General features: G+C 63.9%; 17 protein-coding genes. 10 read left to right on the forward strand and 7 right to left on the reverse strand.

Annotation, left to right across the window (positions count from 1 at the left end; all coding sequences use genetic code 11):
• The first annotated feature begins 2 nt into the window (after window positions 1–2).
• Both E4T66_RS20140 and E4T66_RS20145 read left to right on the forward strand, forming a co-directional pair.
• Window positions 3–95, forward strand: a complete 93-nt coding sequence (locus E4T66_RS20140; RefSeq protein WP_282706985.1) for an integrase core domain-containing protein — start codon at window positions 3–5, stop codon at window positions 93–95.
• A gap of 124 nt (window positions 96–219) precedes the next feature.
• The gene (locus E4T66_RS20145; protein WP_282707019.1) at window positions 220–750 is read left to right on the forward strand and encodes a DUF3047 domain-containing protein; all 531 of its coding nucleotides are present in this window, start codon (window positions 220–222) and stop codon (window positions 748–750) included.
• Window positions 751–786: 36 nt separating this feature from the next.
• Here the strand turns inward: E4T66_RS20145 and E4T66_RS20150 are convergent, their stop codons facing one another.
• The 7 genes from E4T66_RS20150 to prpB form a co-directional block, all read right to left on the reverse strand.
• A complete protein-coding gene (locus E4T66_RS20150) occupies window positions 787–1275 on the reverse strand; it encodes a VOC family protein (RefSeq protein WP_136851725.1) in 489 nt (162 codons plus the stop codon).
• 271 nt (window positions 1276–1546) lie between these two features.
• A complete protein-coding gene (locus tag E4T66_RS20155; protein ID WP_136851727.1) occupies window positions 1547–1879 on the reverse strand; it encodes a hypothetical protein in 333 nt (110 codons plus the stop codon).
• Window positions 1880–1985: 106 nt separating this feature from the next.
• Complete coding sequence (prpF, locus tag E4T66_RS20160) at window positions 1986–3167, reverse strand: 2-methylaconitate cis-trans isomerase PrpF (RefSeq protein WP_136851729.1); 1182 nt, start codon at window positions 3165–3167, stop codon at window positions 1986–1988.
• Window positions 3168–3335: 168 nt separating this feature from the next.
• On the reverse strand, window positions 3336–3623 hold the full coding sequence (locus tag E4T66_RS20165; RefSeq protein WP_136851731.1) for a GIY-YIG nuclease family protein: 288 nt from the start codon (window positions 3621–3623) through the stop codon (window positions 3336–3338).
• A 54-nt stretch (window positions 3624–3677) separates the two neighbouring features.
• On the reverse strand, window positions 3678–6284 hold the full coding sequence (gene acnD, locus E4T66_RS20170) for a Fe/S-dependent 2-methylisocitrate dehydratase AcnD (RefSeq protein WP_136851733.1): 2607 nt from the start codon (window positions 6282–6284) through the stop codon (window positions 3678–3680).
• A gap of 112 nt (window positions 6285–6396) precedes the next feature.
• Window positions 6397–7551, reverse strand: a complete 1155-nt coding sequence (prpC, locus tag E4T66_RS20175; RefSeq protein WP_136851735.1) for a bifunctional 2-methylcitrate synthase/citrate synthase — start codon at window positions 7549–7551, stop codon at window positions 6397–6399.
• Window positions 7552–7615: 64 nt separating this feature from the next.
• Window positions 7616–8497, reverse strand: coding sequence for a methylisocitrate lyase (gene prpB, locus E4T66_RS20180; protein ID WP_136851737.1), 882 nt, complete (start codon window positions 8495–8497; stop codon window positions 7616–7618).
• A gap of 241 nt (window positions 8498–8738) precedes the next feature.
• On the opposite strand from prpB, the gene prpR reads away from it, so the two are divergent.
• From prpR to E4T66_RS20220, 8 genes are all read left to right on the forward strand, one after another.
• Complete coding sequence (prpR, locus tag E4T66_RS20185) at window positions 8739–10352, forward strand: propionate catabolism operon regulatory protein PrpR (protein ID WP_136851739.1); 1614 nt, start codon at window positions 8739–8741, stop codon at window positions 10350–10352.
• 288 nt (window positions 10353–10640) lie between these two features.
• A complete protein-coding gene (locus E4T66_RS20190; protein ID WP_136851741.1) occupies window positions 10641–11096 on the forward strand; it encodes a hypothetical protein in 456 nt (151 codons plus the stop codon).
• On the forward strand, window positions 11096–11611 hold the full coding sequence (locus tag E4T66_RS20195; RefSeq protein ID WP_136851743.1) for a beta/alpha barrel domain-containing protein: 516 nt from the start codon (window positions 11096–11098) through the stop codon (window positions 11609–11611). The genes E4T66_RS20190 and E4T66_RS20195 overlap by 1 nt, the downstream gene beginning before the upstream one ends.
• Entirely contained in the window at window positions 11611–12717 is a 1107-nt protein-coding gene (locus E4T66_RS20200; protein ID WP_136851745.1) for an ATP-grasp domain-containing protein, read from the forward strand. Before E4T66_RS20195 ends, E4T66_RS20200 begins: the two co-directional genes overlap by 1 nt.
• A gap of 24 nt (window positions 12718–12741) precedes the next feature.
• On the forward strand, window positions 12742–13206 hold the full coding sequence (locus E4T66_RS20205; RefSeq protein WP_136851747.1) for a YHS domain-containing (seleno)protein: 465 nt from the start codon (window positions 12742–12744) through the stop codon (window positions 13204–13206).
• The gene (locus E4T66_RS20210) at window positions 13203–13745 is read left to right on the forward strand and encodes a DinB family protein (RefSeq protein WP_136851749.1); all 543 of its coding nucleotides are present in this window, start codon (window positions 13203–13205) and stop codon (window positions 13743–13745) included. Before E4T66_RS20205 ends, E4T66_RS20210 begins: the two co-directional genes overlap by 4 nt.
• A 29-nt stretch (window positions 13746–13774) precedes the next feature.
• Window positions 13775–14272 (forward strand): hypothetical protein, encoded by a 498-nt coding sequence (locus E4T66_RS20215; protein WP_136851751.1) that lies wholly within the window; start codon window positions 13775–13777, stop codon window positions 14270–14272.
• 21 nt (window positions 14273–14293) lie between these two features.
• Window positions 14294–16024 (forward strand): lysophospholipid acyltransferase family protein, encoded by a 1731-nt coding sequence (locus tag E4T66_RS20220; protein WP_136851753.1) that lies wholly within the window; start codon window positions 14294–14296, stop codon window positions 16022–16024.
• Window positions 16025–16066: the final 42 nt, after the last annotated feature.

Here is a 16066-nt window from a genome sequence, read left to right on the forward strand (position 1 = left end):
TCATCAGCGACTGGATCCAGTTCTACAACCATCGGCGCCCTCACCAGGCGCTGAAGATGAAAACACCCGCTGAAGCATTTGCTTTAGCGGCATGACCTGTGCAGGTTTCGGTGGGTCATTACAGTCGATGACTGGCTCGCACGCGAGATCGAACGACTGGAGCAAGGGACGCTGCGCCCGAGCGGCTGGCATCGGCTCTGGCACATCCCAGACAACGAAATCTATCGCGCCTGCCAGACGCCGGACGGCGCGCCGGCCATCTGCTGCCATACCCACGGTGACGTCGGCATCATTCAGCACGACGTCGACTTTCCCTTTGGCCCCAACACGCGGATCGACTGGCGCTGGATCGTCGAGACCCTGCCCTCGACCATTCGGGAGGACGCGGTGCTCAGTCACGACTATCTGAGCATCGCCATCGAGTTCGATACCGGCAAGGACCTCACCTACTACTGGAGCAGTACGCTACCGGTGGAGACCGGTTACATCTGCCCGCTGCCGGCCTGGAAGGACAAGGAATATCACGTCGTCGTCCGCAGCGGCTCCGACGGACTCGGTGAGTGGCAATCCGAATCCCGCAACCTCTACACCGACCATCAGCAGCACATGGCGCGCTGCATGGACGGCTCGCCCCAGCGCATCGTGCGCATCTGGCTGATCGCCAACAGCGTGTTTCAGCGGGGCACTGGCGATTGCAGCTATGCCGGGATTCGGCTCAGTGACGGCGAGAGTTCGCTGTCAGTGCTGTAGCCACGTCACTCCACTACTGGGATGCAGAGCGCACAGTTAGGCAACCCAGCCAGATTGCAGCAAAGTCAGCAAGTTGTCGGATAGCTCCAAGTTAGTTTCTCGCCGGAGCAAGGAAAGCTTGTTGTAGTCATCAATGGCGCTGCTTATTAAATGGCCTGCCTCTTCCTTTAAGTTCGCATCAAAGAGTAGATCCTGTGATGGTTTTACTTTTTCTCTATCCCCCGCATGCTTGAGAGAGTTGTATACCAAACGATAAAAACCAATTGAACGGCCAATTTCCCTTCCTCGTTTCTTGGGAGGGAGATTGGTTACGTCAAGCCCTCTGAGTCTTGCAGCCATTTCGGCCAATTGAACGTGAGACGATTTAATCTTCTGCTCTTCCAGAAGGGGGGCAACAATGCCTATAACCGCGCCGGCTAAAAGAATACTTTTTGCGAATTCACCATCAGTTTCTCCGGAGCGGTAAGTTTTTTCGGCATCAACAAGCAACTCGCCCGCAAGCAGAATTTTGTTATGAGTTTTCACGACACCTCCAACCTTTCTTAATTGGATTCACCATAGCCAGAGAGGGTGCATCAGAGGCAATTAGAAAACTATCAGACCGTTCGGGAAGCTGGGTAGCGGCGAACGTTCGACTAATGCTAGTAAATATCGCTGCATTCTGACGCACGACAACGCCTTCGAACCACTTCATTCAGTAACGAAGAAAGCCCAACGGCATGAGCCGTTGGGCTTATTGGTGACACCAAGGACACTTACCTAAGTGACGCAGCTTCCGGCACCGTCTGCTGGCCGCTCAGTCCAGTCCGGCCAGAATCTGGCTCATGCGCTTGCCGGTCGCGGATTTCTTCAGCGCGTGCACGATCGCATCGCGCAGCACGTCTTCCGAGAACTTCGGTTCCGCAAGATCGGTTGGGCATGACAGGGGGCCAACGAAGGTGGTCCAGTCGTCGCCGACCCACCAGTCACAGAACGCGGGATCGGCGTCGTCATCCAGCGGTTTTGCCACAAACCGCTGGGTCTTCTCGTCGAACGAGACGTCCTCATTGATGCCGGTGACGACGTAACGCACCACCGCATCGGCGTAGACGTTGCAGAATGACTCGTGAACGCTTCTTTCAATTTTCATGGCGGGATTTTACCGCTGAATGATCCGGACCGATGCGAAATCGAAAAGGCCCGGACGACGCACGCCGTCCGGGCCTGGGCAACATCGGCCATAAGCGCCCAAATGCCTAGAACGCATCCCCCGGCACGTGCACCCAGCCGCTCATCAGCACACGGGCGCTGCGGGACATGATGGCTTTCTTGACGACCCACTCGCCGTTGACCCGCTCGGCCTGCGCGCCGACACGCAGGGTGCCGGAGGGATGGCCGAAGCGCACGGCTTCACGATCACCGCCACCCGCCGCCAGATTCACCAGCGTGCCGGGAATCGCCGCGGCGGTGCCGATGGCGACGGCGGCGGTGCCCATCATGGCGTGATGCAGCTTGCCCATGGACAGCGCGCGGACGCAGAGGTCGATCTCGCCCGCGTCCACCGTCTTGCCGGATGAGCTGGTGTAGGTCTTGGCCGGCGCGACGAAGGCGACCTTGGGCGTGTGCTGGCGCTTGGCGGCCTCGCCCACGTCCTTTATCAGGCCCATCTTCACGGCGCCATACGCACGCACGGTCTCGAACATGGCCAGCGCCTTGGGATCGCCGTTGATGGCTTCCCGCAGCTCGGTTCCGGTGTAGCCGATGGCGTCGGCGTCGACGAAGATGGTCGGGATACCGGCATTGATCATCGTGGCCTTGAACGTGCCGACGCCGGGCACCTCCAGATCGTCCACCAGGTTGCCGGTCGGGAACATGGAACCGCCGGCGTCATCCGCCGGATCGACAAACTCGACCTGGATTTCGGCGGCCGGAAAGGTCACACCGTCCAGCTCGAAGTCGCCGGTTTCCTGCACCTGCCCATTCGTCATCGGCACATGGGCGATGATGGTCTTGCCGATGTTGGCCTGCCAGATGCGCACGGTGCAGAGGCCGTCCTTCGGCACACGTGCCGGGTCGATCAGGCCGTTGGTGATCGCGAACGGGCCGACCGCGGCGGACAGGTTGCCGCAGTTGCCGGACCAGTCGACGAAGGCCTTGTCGATGCCGACCTGACCGAACAGGTAGTCGACGTCGTGATCCGGCTGGCTGCTCTTCGACAGGATCACGGTCTTGGACGTGGACGAGGTCGCGCCGCCCATGCCGTCGATATGCGCACCGTAGGGATCAGGGCTGCCGACGACGCGCAGCAGCAGTTTGTCGCGCGCCTCACCCGGCACCTGACAGGCTTCCGGCAGGTCCGTCAGCTTGAAAAAGGTTCCTTTGCTGGTGCCGCCGCGCATGTAGGTGGCGGGAACTTTGATCTGTGGTGCTTGAGCCATGGGGAGTTCCTCAGTCGGCTTCAATATGTAAATGCCCGTCATTCCCGCGCATGCGGGAATCCAGTGACGCACTCAATCCCGCCGCGGTCCTGGATGCCCGTCTTTCGCAGGCATGACGATTCAAAAATCCTTGTTGCTGCTGCGGCGCGGGTGAAGGCGATTCTCCAGTCAACGGCAAACGTCTTCATACAAATCCTTCCACTGCGGATTCTGCGCCTCGATCAATTTCAGCTTCCAGGCTCGATTCCATTTCTTGATCTGCTTCTCGCGCGCAATCGCGGCAGCCGGGTCGTCAGTCTGCTCAAACCAGACGAGCTGGTGGACGTTGAATCGCTTGGTGAATCCGTCCACCGCGCCCGTCTTGTGTTCCCAAACGCGCCGGATGAGATCGTTCGTCATGCCTACATACAGTGTGCCGTTTCGACGGCTCGCCAGCAGGTAGACGTAGTAGCTCATCCGGCGCGGTGTTTCTGGATTCCCGCTTTCGCGGGAATGACCCGGTACAAGGGACTACGCCGCCTTGCTGGACTCCAGGAAGTCCTGGGCGAATCGCTGCAGCACACCACCGGCGTCGTACACCGAAACCTCTTCGGCGGTATCCAGACGGCAGGTCACCGGCACTTCGGCCGTCTCACCGTTCTTGCGGTGAATGACCAGCGTCAGGTCGGCACGCGGGGTGCGCTCGCCGACGACGTCATAGGTCTCGGTACCGTCAATGCCCAAGGTCTTGCGTGTGGTGCCCGGCTTGAACTCCAGCGGCAGCACGCCCATGCCGATCAGGTTGGTGCGGTGAATGCGCTCGAAGCCTTCGGCAACGATCACTTCCACACCCGCCAGACGCACGCCCTTCGCCGCCCAGTCACGCGACGAGCCCTGGCCGTAGTCGGCACCGGCGATGATGATCAGCGGCTGCTTGCGGTCCATGTAGGTTTCGATGGCTTCCCACATGCGCATGACGGTGCCGTCCGGCTCGACGCGCGCCAGCGAACCCTGCTTGACCTGACCGTCCACCACCGCCATCTCGTTGACGAGCTTGGGATTGGCGAAGGTCGCACGCTGCGCGGTCAGATGATCGCCGCGATGGGTGGCGTAGGAATTGAAGTCCTCTTCCGGCAATCCCATCTTGTGCAGGTATTCACCGGCGGCGCTGTCCATCAGGATCGCGTTGGACGGCGACAGGTGATCGGTCGTGATGTTGTCCGGCAGCACCGCCAGCGGGCGCAGACCCTTGAGCGTGCGCTCGCCGGCCAGCGCGCCTTCCCAGTACGGCGGACGGCGGATGTAGGTGCTCATCTCGCGCCAGTCGTACAGCGGGCTGACCTGGTCCTCGACGACCTTGAAGTTGAACATCGGGTCGTAGACCGAGCGGAACTGTTCCGGCTTCACGCACTTGGCGACGATGGCGTCAATCTCTTCGTCGCTCGGCCACAGATCCTTCAAAGTGACGGGCTTGCCGTCCTTGTCGGTGCCCAGCACGTCCTGCTCGATATCGAAACGGATGGTGCCGGCGATAGCGTAGGCCACCACCAGCGGCGGCGAGGCCAGGAAGGCCTGCTTGGCGTATGGATGGATGCGGCCGTCGAAGTTGCGGTTGCCGGACAGCACCGCCGTCGAGTACAGATCGCGGTCGATGATTTCCTGCTGGATCTTCGGGTCCAGCGCACCGGACATGCCGTTGCAGGTAGTGCAGGCAAACGCGACGATGCCGAAGCCGAGTGCTTCCAGATCACCCAGCAAACCGGCTTCCTTCAGATACAGCTCAACCGTCTTGGATCCGGGCGCCAGTGACGACTTGACCCAGGGCTTGCGTGTCAGACCCTTGGCGACGGCGTTGCGCGCCAGGATGCCGGCGGCGACGACGTTGCGCGGGTTGGAGGTGTTGGTGCAGCTGGTGATGGCGGCGATGATCACAGCACCGTCCGGCATCAGGCCCTGCTCTTCTTCCTTCAGCGCCTTGTCGAGGTCCACTGCGAGCCCGCGCTCATGCAGTGCGGTGGTCGGAAGACGCTTGTGCGGGTTGGACGGGCCGGCCATGTTGCGCACGACCGTGGACAGATCGAACTTCAGCACGCGCTCGTACTGCGCGGTTCTCAGCGCATCGCCCCAGAAGCCGGCGGCCTTGGCGTAGGTCTCGACCAGCTTGACCTGCTCGTCCGTGCGGCCGGTGAGCTTCAGATAGTCGATGGTCTGTTCGTCGATGTAGAACAGCGCGGCCGTGGCGCCGTACTCCGGGCACATGTTGGAAATCGTCGCGCGATCGCCGATCGACAGGGTCGAGGCACCTTCGCCGTAGAACTCCAGATACGCGCCGACGACTTTTTCCTTGCGCAGGAATTCGGTCATGGCGAGCACGATGTCGGTGCAGGTGATGCCGGGCTGGCGCTTGCCGGTCAGCTCTACGCCGATGATGTCCGGCAGACGCATCCACGATGCGCGGCCAAGCATGACGTTCTCGGCTTCCAGACCGCCGACGCCGACGGCGATGACACCGAGGGCGTCAACGTGCGGCGTGTGGCTGTCGGTGCCGACACAGGTATCCGGGAATGCGACGCCGTCCTGCACGTAAACCACCGGAGACATTTTCTCCAGGTTGATCTGATGCATGATGCCGTTGCCCGGCGGTACCACGTCGACGTTCTTGAACGCCTTCTTGGTCCAGTTGATGAAGTGGAAGCGGTCATCGTTGCGGCGGTCTTCGACGGCGCGGTTCTTGGCGAACGCATCCTTCTCAAAACCGGCGTATTCGACGGCCAGCGAGTGGTCGACGATCAGCTGCGTCGGCACCACCGGATTGACCAGCGCCGGGTCGCCGCCCATGTCGGCGATCGCATCGCGCAGGCCGGCAAGGTCGACCAGTGCAGTCTGACCGAGGATGTCGTGGCAGACCACGCGCACCGGGAACCACGGGAAGTCCAGATCGCGCTTGCGCTCGATCAGCTGACCCAGATAGTCGTTGATCTTCGCCGGCTCGGCCTTGCGGACGAGGTTTTCGGCATGCACGCGCGCGGTGTACGGCAGCGTGTCCCAGGCGCCTGGCTTGATCGCGTCGACGGCGGCACGCGCGTCGAAGTAATCCAGCTGGGTGCCCGGCAGGGATTTGCGGTAATTCGTGTTCATGGCTGTGACTCGATGGCGATGGGCGGCGGCGCGTGGCGCGGCTCTTTCAGGCACTTCATTACGCTAGGATCCCCGCGCTGACGCGCGGGGGCCCTCCACGCTATTCAGCGCCTTACTTGCGATCCTTCAGCGGCACGAACTTCTGGTCTTCCGGACCGACGTAGTTTGCGCTCGGACGGATGATCTTGCCGTCGATGCGCTGCTCGATCACGTGCGCGCTCCAGCCGGCGGTGCGGGCGATCACGAACAGCGGCGTGAACATCGCGGTCGGCACGCCCATCATGTGGTAGCTGACGGCGCTGAACCAGTCGAGGTTCGGGAACATTTTCTTGATGTCCCACATCACCGTTTCGAGACGCTCGGCGATGTCGTACATCTTGGGGTTCTTGGCCTCGTCGGACAGCTGCTTGGCCACGCCCTTGATCACCTTGTTGCGCGGATCGGACACGGTGTAGACCGGGTGCCCGAAGCCGATGATGACTTCCTTGCGCTCGACGCGTGCCTTGATGTCGGCTTCGGCTTCATCCGGGGTGTCGTAGCGCTTCTGGATCTCGAACGCGACTTCGTTGGCGCCACCGTGCTTGGGACCGCGCAGCGCGCCGATGCCGCCGGCGATGCAGGAGTACATGTCCGAACCCGTCCCGGCGATCACGCGGCTGGTGAAGGTCGAGGCGTTGAACTCGTGCTCTGCGTAGAGGATCAGCGAGGTGTGCATCGCACGCTCCCACGACTTGCTCGGCTTCTCGCCGTGCAGCAGGTGCAGGAAGTGGCCCCCGATCGAATCGTCGTCGGTCTCGACGTCGATGATCTTGCCGTTGAAGGCGTAGTGGTACCAGTACAGCAGCATCGAACCCAGCGACGCCATCAGGCGGTCGGCGATGTCGCGCGCGCCCGGATGGTTGTGGTCGTCCTTCTCCGGTAGTACGCAGCCCAGCGCGGAAACGCCGGTGCGCATGACGTCCATCGGATGGCTGTTGGCCGGCAGCTCTTCGAGCACCGACTTCACTGCGGCCGGCAGGCCGCGCAGCGCCTTGAGCTTGGCCTTGTACGCGGCCAGTTCCGCCTTGGTCGGCAGCTTGCCGTGCACCAGCAGATGCGCGATCTCTTCGAACTCGCAGGTCTCGGCGACGTCGAGGATGTCGTAGCCGCGGTAGTGCAGGTCGTTGCCGCTGCGGCCGACGGTGCACAGCGCGGTGTTGCCCGCGGCGGTGCCGGACAGGGCGACGGACTTCTTCGGCTTGAAGGTCGGGGTGGTGTTCTCGGACATCTCGAACTCTCCTGATTGGCAGCTTTTTCAGCCAGCTTTGATGAAACGTATTGGGGGGCGTTGCTTACTTCTTCGACGCAAACAGGGCATCGAGCTTCTGCTCGAACGCGTGATAGCCGATGCGGTCGTACAGCTCGGCGCGCGTCTGCATCATGTCGATCACGTCCTTCTGGTGACCGTTCTGGCGGATCGAGGTGTACACCGCCTCGGCCGCCTTGTTCGCGGCGCGGAACGCCGACAGCGGATACAGCTGGATGGCGACGCCGACCGAGGCCAGCTCGTCACGCGTGAACAGCGGCGTGGCGCCGAATTCGGTGATGTTGGCCAGCACCGGCACCTTCACCGCGTCGACAAACTTCTGGTACGTCGGCAGATCGTAGGCCGCCTCAGCAAAGATGCCGTCGGCGCCGGCTTCGACACAGGCGATCGAGCGCTCGATCGCGGCGTCCACGCCTTCGGCCTGGATCGCATCGGTGCGCGCGATGATGAAGAAATCCTTGTCGGTCTTGGCATCGGCCGCGGCCTTCACGCGATCGACCATCTCGCCCTGGGTCACGATCTCCTTGCCGGGACGATGACCGCAGCGCTTGGCGCCGACCTGGTCCTCGATGTGGCAGGCAGCGGCGCCGGCCTTGATCAGGCTCTTGATCGTGCGCTCGATGTTGAACGCGCTCGGACCGAAGCCGGTGTCGATGTCGACCAGCAGCGGCAGGTCGCAGACGTCGGTGATGCGGCGCACGTCGACCAGTACGTCGTCCATCGTGTTGATGCCGAGATCCGGCAGACCCAGGCTGCCGGCGGCAACCCCACCGCCCGACAGGTAGATCGCCTTGAACCCGGCGTGCTTGGCGAGCAACGCGTGGTTGGCATTGATGGCACCGATCACCTGCAGGGGTTTTTCGGCGGCAAGGGCTGCGCGGAAACGCGCACCGGCGGAAGACGTCATCAGCGACTCCTCATTGAGCGGGTCCATCGGTCACGCAGCGGCGGCGCGATGGGCTCGTCGGGTGGATGTGGGGCACTACTACTCAAGGGGCGTGCCACTTTCAGGTGACGCAGGCATTCTTGCTACTGGATTGAAATTGCAAAGGAATTTTCTAACAGCTGAGACACAGCGGTATTTTCGGAGCGTTCAGATGTTTCATTTTACTGTTTCGTGAAACATATGAAACGCGAAATGAAACATAATGCGGCGCATGCAAAGCCAGGATCATTTCGTCCCGACCATCTGGACAGTCAGCGTCACCCGACTCTCCAGTCTGATGCGCGAAGTGACGCCGGAGTTCGACGGCCGCGCGCACATCGAAACCATCGACCTGGGCTTCGAGGAAGCCGTTACCCACATCCGCGAACGCCTGCGCAGCGAAGACTGCGACGTGGTGCTGTCGGCCGGCAGCAACGGCGAATATCTGCGCAATCGCATCGACAAGCCGATCGTGCTGGTGCGCCCGGACGGCTTCGATCTGATGCAGGCCCTGACCCGCGCACGTCTGCATTCGAACCGCATCGGCATCATCACCTACGGACCGGAGCTGCCGGCGTTCGCCGCGTTCAAGCAGCAGTTCGGACTGGAGATCGAACAGCGCTCGTATACCAACACCGAAGCGGCGCGCGATCTGGTCGCCGAGCTGGTGTCGCTTGGCTGCGGCGCAATCGTCGGCACCGGCTACATCACCGAGCTGGCGGACCGCGCCGGTGTCAGCGGCATCCTGATCTATTCGCCAGAGGCGATCCGGCGCGCGTTCGAGCAGGCCATCGACCTGGCCCGCATGCTCGCCGCAGCCCGCAGCGGCGGGCGCGAACCGTCCGCGGCGGTAGATTCGCGCTACAGCCTGCGACGACTGATCGGCAACAGCGCGGCTATGGTCTCGCTGCGCGATCAGGTGCGCCTGTATGGCGCCAGCGACCGCACCGTGCTGATCACCGGCGAAACCGGCACCGGCAAGGAACTCGTCGCCCAGGCGCTGCACGGCGCCAGTCCGCGCCGCGCCGGGCCGTTCGTTGCCGTGAACTGCGGCGCGATCACCGAATCACTGCTCGAATCCGAACTGTTCGGGCATACCGAAGGCGCCTTTACGGGCTCCCGGCGCGGCGGCCGAGCCGGCCTGATCGAAGCCGCCAACGGCGGCACACTGTTCCTGGACGAGATCGGCGAAATGCCGTTGCCGCTGCAGACGCGGCTGTTGCGTGTGCTCGAAGAACGTGAGGTGCTGCGCGTCGGCAGCACGCGGCCGACACCGGTGGACGTGCGCGTAATTGCCGCCACTCACGTGCAGCTCGACCAGCTCGCCGCCGACGCCCGTTTCCGTCGCGACCTGTACTACCGGCTGAATGTGCTGCGCATCGCCCTCGCGCCGCTGCGCGAGCACCCCGAAGACGTTCCGCTGCTGCTGATGACCTTCCTGCGCGCCGCCGGCGCTGGCGCGATGACTCTCGACGTGCCGGCGCAGAAGCTGCTGCTGCAATACCCCTGGCCCGGCAACGTGCGCGAGCTGCGCAACCTCGCCGAACGGATTTCGGTGCTCGCGCATGCTGAATCGCCGCTGTCAGCCCTGACCCGCCCGTTGCTGCTGCGCTGTGCGCCGGAATTCGGCTTCGAGTCGCCTCTGGCGGCGGGATCGGCCACGACCATGGCAGCCTCCGGGACTGGCACCGGTCGCGATCCGGCAGCCGACGCCATCGATACCGAATCCATCGCCGCCGCGCTGCGCCGCCATGGCGGCAACCGTCAGCGCGCCGCAGATGCGCTCGGGATTTCCCGAACGACCTTGTGGCGCAAGCTGCGGCCACCCGCGGACTGAGCGACCGCCCGGCCGGCCGGAATGCCGCGGAACGCTCGAACATGAAAGTCGGACGACCGGCCCTATGGGCATGCATTGCAGCGGCGTAAAGTGCCGCCCCATGAAGTCGACCCAGCGTGCCCTCACGCACACCCCGCGCTACCCGGGCAGCGCTATGATCCGCGGCGCTCCACCGGAGCTGCCATTCGGCCGCCATTCAGCTGCACCCGCCAAGCTGTACCGCTGCACGCGTTTCCGCACACCTGACTACAAGATTTGCTGGGCTTCGCATCCAGAAAACACCTTCACGTGACGTCCCCCGATCAACATTCGTTTTCCGCACGCCTGCGCTGGCTGATGGGCAGCCCGATCGGCGCCGCGCTGGGCGCGCTGGTGTACGGCGTCTGGGCGGTCTACGCCAACCGTGACGCTGGCATGACGCTGGCACTGCGCGCGGGAACCGTGCACTGGTTGACCAGCGCGCTGCTGACCTACTTCGGCGCGGCGTCGATGCGCGTGGTATTCGACACCGTGGCCGCAACCTTCACCGGAACCGCGCGATTGATCGCAACCTGCATCGGCGGGCTGGCCTTTACCTATGTGACGCTGATCGGCGTGCATCTGATCAATGGTTCGCCGCACATTCTGCTGACGCTTGCGCCCGGCCTCATTCCGACGCTGCTGTTCTGCATCACCTATGCCGCATTGCTGCAGCGCGGCGCACCGGTTCCGGCCGAGGCCGGAACCCTGACCGGAAGTTTCTAATGCATCACCGCAGTCAATTCCTGCGTCTGCTGGATTTCAGCCAGCGCATCCTTGAGCAGGGCATCTCGCTGATCGATTTGGCGCGGACGCACGCCGACATCGCTTTCGACAGTTTCATCGGTCCGCATCTGCGGCATGTGATCGAGCATTACGAAACCTTCGTGCAGCAGGCCGGCGGCCGCACCATCGACTACGACGCACGCCTGCGAGACCGCGATGTCGAGCGCGATCCGGCGTTGGCGCGCGCGCGCCTGCAGGCGCTGAGTGCCGCAATTGCGCAGCTGGAAGAATCGCAGCTGTCCAACCCGGTCGCGATCCATCTGCTTGGCGGTATGGCCGGCGACGAACACTTCGTGACGTTTTCAACGGTCGAGCGCGAACTGATGTTTCTCGCCAGCCATGCGATTCATCACTACGCCCAGCTGAAACTGCATCTGCACGCCCACGGCATCGAACTGGACCCGGACTTCGGCAAGGCGCCGTCGACGATCCATCACGAGCACCAGACGCACTGATGTCCACGCGCCCGCAAACCCTGCCCTGGCAGACCTCGACTTCAGCGGCGCTGCCGCTGCTGACGCGATGGTCGATCAGTCTGGCGCGCGCACGACGCTGGGAGTTCTGGCCGGCGTGGCTGTTCTACATTCCGATCATCGGCTGGATCCTGCTGCTGGGCCTGCGCTTCCGCAGCCCGACCCTGTTCACCGCCGCCAACCCGGCGATGGATGCCGGCGGCGTAGTCGGCGAACGCAAGCATGAAGTGCTGGAACCGCTGCAACGCAACGCACCGGATCTGGTGGCCACGTTCACGCTGATCCGTGGCGGCGATGCCGCAGCGCGCGTCGACGCGGCGCTGGCACATGCAGAAATTACCGGCTTCCCGATCGTGCTGAAACCGGATGTCGGTCAGCGCGGTCGCGGTGTCTTCATCGCGCACGACACGCATGCCGTGCGCGAATATCTGCAGCGGTTCGACGGCGACGTGCTGGCGCAGCGCTACGTCGAGGGCGAGGAGTTCGGCGTGTTTGTCGCACGCGCACCCGGCGAAGCCCAGGCCCGCATCCTGTCGATCGTGCACAAGACGTTTCCCGCCGTGACCGGCGACGGCCAGCGCAGCCTCGGCGCACTGATCCTCGCCGAAGCCCGGGCGCGCCTGATCGCGCCGCTGCTGTGGACGCGCTGGGCACAGCGACTGGATCAGATCCCCGCCGCCGGCGAGCGCGTGCAGCTGGTCGACATCGGCGCCCACTGCCGCGGCGCGCTGTTCCTGGATGCGCGCCACTGTGCGACCCCGGCATTGATTCAGACGATGACGCGGCTGACCGATGCCGTACCGGGCTACTGCTTCGGCCGCATCGATATGCGCTGCCCCAGCCCGGACGCGCTCGCGCGCGGCGAAGCGCTGCAGGCGATCGAACTCAACGGCGTGACTGCGGAGAGCGCGCACATCTATCACCCGGATACGCCGCTGCGTGAAGGCTATGCGGCGATGCTGCGGCAATGGCGCATCGCCTTCGAGATCGGCCGCACCAACCGTGCGCGGGGCGCGACCGTGGTCGGCCCGTTCGGCCTGCTGACGCGCTTCCGTGACGACCTCAAGCGTTCGGATCACTGGTTCTGATCCGCGCCACCGACGGAGAACGACATGTCCCGCAATCCCTCATCCCTCCTTGCCCGCTCGCTGCTGGGCATGATCGTCGGCCTGTGGTCGCTGAGCGCACTGGCGCTGGACCCGATCAACACCGGCCTGTTCGGCAACACCGCGATCAAGGGCTACGACCCGGTCGCGTATCACACCGATCACAAGCCGGTGAAAGGCAGCAAGGACTACAGCTTCGAGTGGATGGGCGCCAACTGGCTGTTCGCCTCGCAGCAGCACCTGGATCTGTTCAAGGCGGACCCCGAGCGCTACGCGCCGCAGTACGGCGGCTACTGCGCCTACGCGGTGTCGCAGAACGGCACGGCCGGCATTGACCCCGAATCGTTCACGGTCATCGGCAACAAGCTGTATCTGAACTACGACAAGGACATCCAGAAGAAGTGGGAAGCCAACCGCGACGGCTACATCCGTGACGCCGATCGCCTGTGGCCGGAGGTTCTCAAGCAATGAGCCTGCGCGCCCAAATCCAGCTGATGGCGTCGTACAACGCCTGGATGAACGAAAAGGTCTACGCGGCCGCGGCGACCTTGACTCCGGAGCAGCTGGCACAGGATCGCGGTGCATTCTTCGGTTCGATTCTGGGCACACTGAATCACCTGATCGTTGCCGACACCATCTGGCTGCAGCGCTTTGCCCGGCATCCCGCACAGTTCACCGCGCTTGAGTCCGTGCGTGAACTGCCGTCACCGCGCGCGCTGAACGAGACTGTCTTTGCGGATCTGCCGTCGCTGACACAGCGCCGCGCGTTGCTCGACAGCACGATCCAGGCCTTGGCCTCCGAGTTGAGCGAAGCGGATCTGAATCAGACGCTGCACTACCACAGCACTCGCGGAGTACCGGGCGCCAAGCCATTCGGCCCGCTGCTGATGCACTTCTTCAATCACCAGACCCATCATCGCGGACAGGTCACGACCTTGCTGTCACAGGCTGGAATCGACGTCGGCGTCACCGATCTGCTGATGCTGATTCCTGATCCGCCGCTCGACTGATTTCTTTGCATCCATCTCGGGGGAGAACCATGCAAGGCTACAAACGATTTGGGCATGTGGCGCTGGCGCTATACATCGCCTTCGTCTTCATCCAGTCGCTGTTCTTCAAGTTCACCGGCTCGCCGGAAACCATCTACATCTTCGAGAGCAAGCTCGACCCGTGGGCAGCATCGCTGGGCTTTCCCGGCCTGTTCGCACCCGGCGGCCTGTTCTCGGCCCAGGTCGTCGGCAGCGCCGAACTGCTGGCTTCGGTCGTGCTGCTCGCCGGCACCTTCGTCGCGCGCTGGCGCGTGCTGCAGGGTCTCGGCGCACTGCTCGGTCTCGGCGTCATTTCGGGCGCGATCTTCTTCCATCTGTTCACGCCGCTGGGCGTGGCCGTTATCAATACCGACGGCAGCAGCGACGGCGGCCAGCTGTTCATCATGGCCTGCGGTGTCTGGATCGCCTGCGCGATCCTGATCTGGAAACGACGGGCAGTGCTGCTGGGCCTGATCGGCCGGAACCCTGCGGTGCAGGGCGCGATCTGAGCGCCAGCTCCGGGAAGGGCCATGAACACGCACCCACATCGCAGTACCGAGTCACCGGTCATCGGCCTGCCACGGCGGCCTGGCCGCGCCTGGCTGTCCGCCGCCGCCGACCGCGCACTGGGGCTGGACACGCTGGAGCGCCTGTACCGCCGGCGACCGGCGTCGCTGGACCCGCAGGAGTTCGTGCGCTACGCACTGGAGAGCCTGCACATCGCGCGGGGCATCGACGCCGGCAGCATCGAATCGATCCCGCAAACCGGGGCCACCATCGTCGTGGCCAACCATCCCTACGGCGCCGCCGAAGGCATGGTGCTGGCGGAACTGCTGATGCAACGCCGCCCGGACGTACGCCTGCTCGCGAATGAACTGCTGCAGCGCTTGCCGGAACTGGCGCCGATCATCACGCCGATCGACGTGTTCCGCAGCGGTGTGAACACCCAGGGCCTGCGCGCCGCGCTGCGCCATCTGCACGACGGCGGGGTGCTGCTGGTGTTTCCCGCCGGCGAGGTCAGCCGCCTCGATCTGAAACGCCGCGCCATCGTCGATCCGCCGTGGTCGGACACGGTGGCGACGCTGGCACGCCGCACGCGGGCCGCCGTGGTGCCGATCTTCGTCGACGGCCGCGCCAGCACCACCGCGATCACCGCTGGGCTCGTGCATAGCCGCCTGCGCACGGCACTGCTGGCACGCGAGCTGATCCGCCTGCGCGGCATGCGCATCGGCCTGCGCATCGGCGAAGCGCTGAACCCGAACGAACTCGAAGCGATTCCCAAGGCGCAGCAGACTGACTACCTGCGCCTGATCACCTACGCACTCGGCGCCCGCGATAGCTCGGTGTCGACCCCGCGCAGCGTGCAGCCGCTGGCGCCGGCCGTTGCCGCCCGTGCATTGGCCGCGGACGTGGAGCGCCTGCCGGCGCAGCGACACCTGCTCGACGCCGGAGAGTTCTCGGTCTACCTCGCGCCCAGTGACGAGCTGCCGAACGTCCTGCCGGAAATCGGGCGACTGCGCGAACTGAGCTTTCGCGCGCTCAACGAAGGCTCGGGTCTGCCGCGTGACCTCGATACCTACGATGACCACTATCAGCACCTGTTCGTCTGGCATCGCCAGCAGCAGGCGATCGTCGGCGCATACCGTTTTGGCTTCTCACAAACCATCCTGCCGCAGGCGGGCCCTGCGGGGTTCTATACCCACAGCCTGTTCGACTACGACCGCCGCCTGTTCGCACAGCTCGGCCCCAGCATCGAGCTGGGTCGCTCGTTCGTGGCACCGGAATGGCAACGCAGCTTCCAGCCGTTGCGCCTGCTGTGGAGCGGTATCGATCGCGTGCTGCGACGGCATCCGGATATCCGCTGGCTGTTCGGCCCGGTCAGCATCAGCCCCAGCTACACGCCGACCGGCCGCGCGCTGATCGCCGAAACCCTGCGTCTGCATCACTCGCTGCCAGCCTTCGGCGCATTGATCAAACCCCGCACCCCGCCGCAGCGTCGCGACATCGAAGCGCTGCGTCAGGTCACCAGCGCACTCGCCGACCCCAAGCTGCTGTCGCGTCTGGTTTCACGTATCGAACACGGCCCCGGCCTGCCGATATTGCTGCGGCAATACCTTGACCTGAACGGCCGCTTCGCCGGTTTCAACGTCGATCAGGCCTTCGGCGGCACACTCGATGGTCTGGTCTTCGTCGAAGTCGCCGGCATTCCGGAGAAAGTGCGCAGCCGTCTGGTCATTGCCGAGAGCGCTCCGGCCGACTGATCTGTACCGGCGAGTGCGTGACGGACGCCTGCACTCCTTGCG

The sequence above is a fragment of the Sinimarinibacterium arenosum genome (assembly GCF_005047655.1).
GTDB lineage: Bacteria > Pseudomonadota > Gammaproteobacteria > Nevskiales > Nevskiaceae > Solimonas.

What these genes read in the sequence shown, in the direction of transcription:
- E4T66_RS20155 (WP_136851727.1), bottom strand. Translation starts at nt 1,879, where the DNA reads ATGAAAATTGAAAGAAGCGTTCACGAGTCATTCTGCAACGTCTACGCC.
- prpF (WP_136851729.1), bottom strand. Translation starts at nt 3,167, where the DNA reads ATGGCTCAAGCACCACAGATCAAAGTTCCCGCCACCTACATGCGCGGC.
- E4T66_RS20165 (WP_136851731.1), bottom strand. Translation starts at nt 3,623, where the DNA reads ATGAGCTACTACGTCTACCTGCTGGCGAGCCGTCGAAACGGCACACTG.
- acnD (WP_136851733.1), bottom strand. Translation starts at nt 6,284, where the DNA reads ATGAACACGAATTACCGCAAATCCCTGCCGGGCACCCAGCTGGATTAC.
- prpC (WP_136851735.1), bottom strand. Translation starts at nt 7,551, where the DNA reads ATGTCCGAGAACACCACCCCGACCTTCAAGCCGAAGAAGTCCGTCGCC.
- prpB (WP_136851737.1), bottom strand. Translation starts at nt 8,497, where the DNA reads ATGACGTCTTCCGCCGGTGCGCGTTTCCGCGCAGCCCTTGCCGCCGAA.
- prpR (WP_136851739.1), top strand. Translation starts at nt 8,739, where the DNA reads ATGCGGCGCATGCAAAGCCAGGATCATTTCGTCCCGACCATCTGGACA.
- E4T66_RS20195 (WP_136851743.1), top strand. Translation starts at nt 11,096, where the DNA reads ATGCATCACCGCAGTCAATTCCTGCGTCTGCTGGATTTCAGCCAGCGC.
- E4T66_RS20200 (WP_136851745.1), top strand. Translation starts at nt 11,611, where the DNA reads ATGTCCACGCGCCCGCAAACCCTGCCCTGGCAGACCTCGACTTCAGCG.
- E4T66_RS20205 (WP_136851747.1), top strand. Translation starts at nt 12,742, where the DNA reads ATGTCCCGCAATCCCTCATCCCTCCTTGCCCGCTCGCTGCTGGGCATG.
- E4T66_RS20210 (WP_136851749.1), top strand. Translation starts at nt 13,203, where the DNA reads ATGAGCCTGCGCGCCCAAATCCAGCTGATGGCGTCGTACAACGCCTGG.
- E4T66_RS20215 (WP_136851751.1), top strand. Translation starts at nt 13,775, where the DNA reads ATGCAAGGCTACAAACGATTTGGGCATGTGGCGCTGGCGCTATACATC.
- E4T66_RS20220 (WP_136851753.1), top strand. Translation starts at nt 14,294, where the DNA reads ATGAACACGCACCCACATCGCAGTACCGAGTCACCGGTCATCGGCCTG.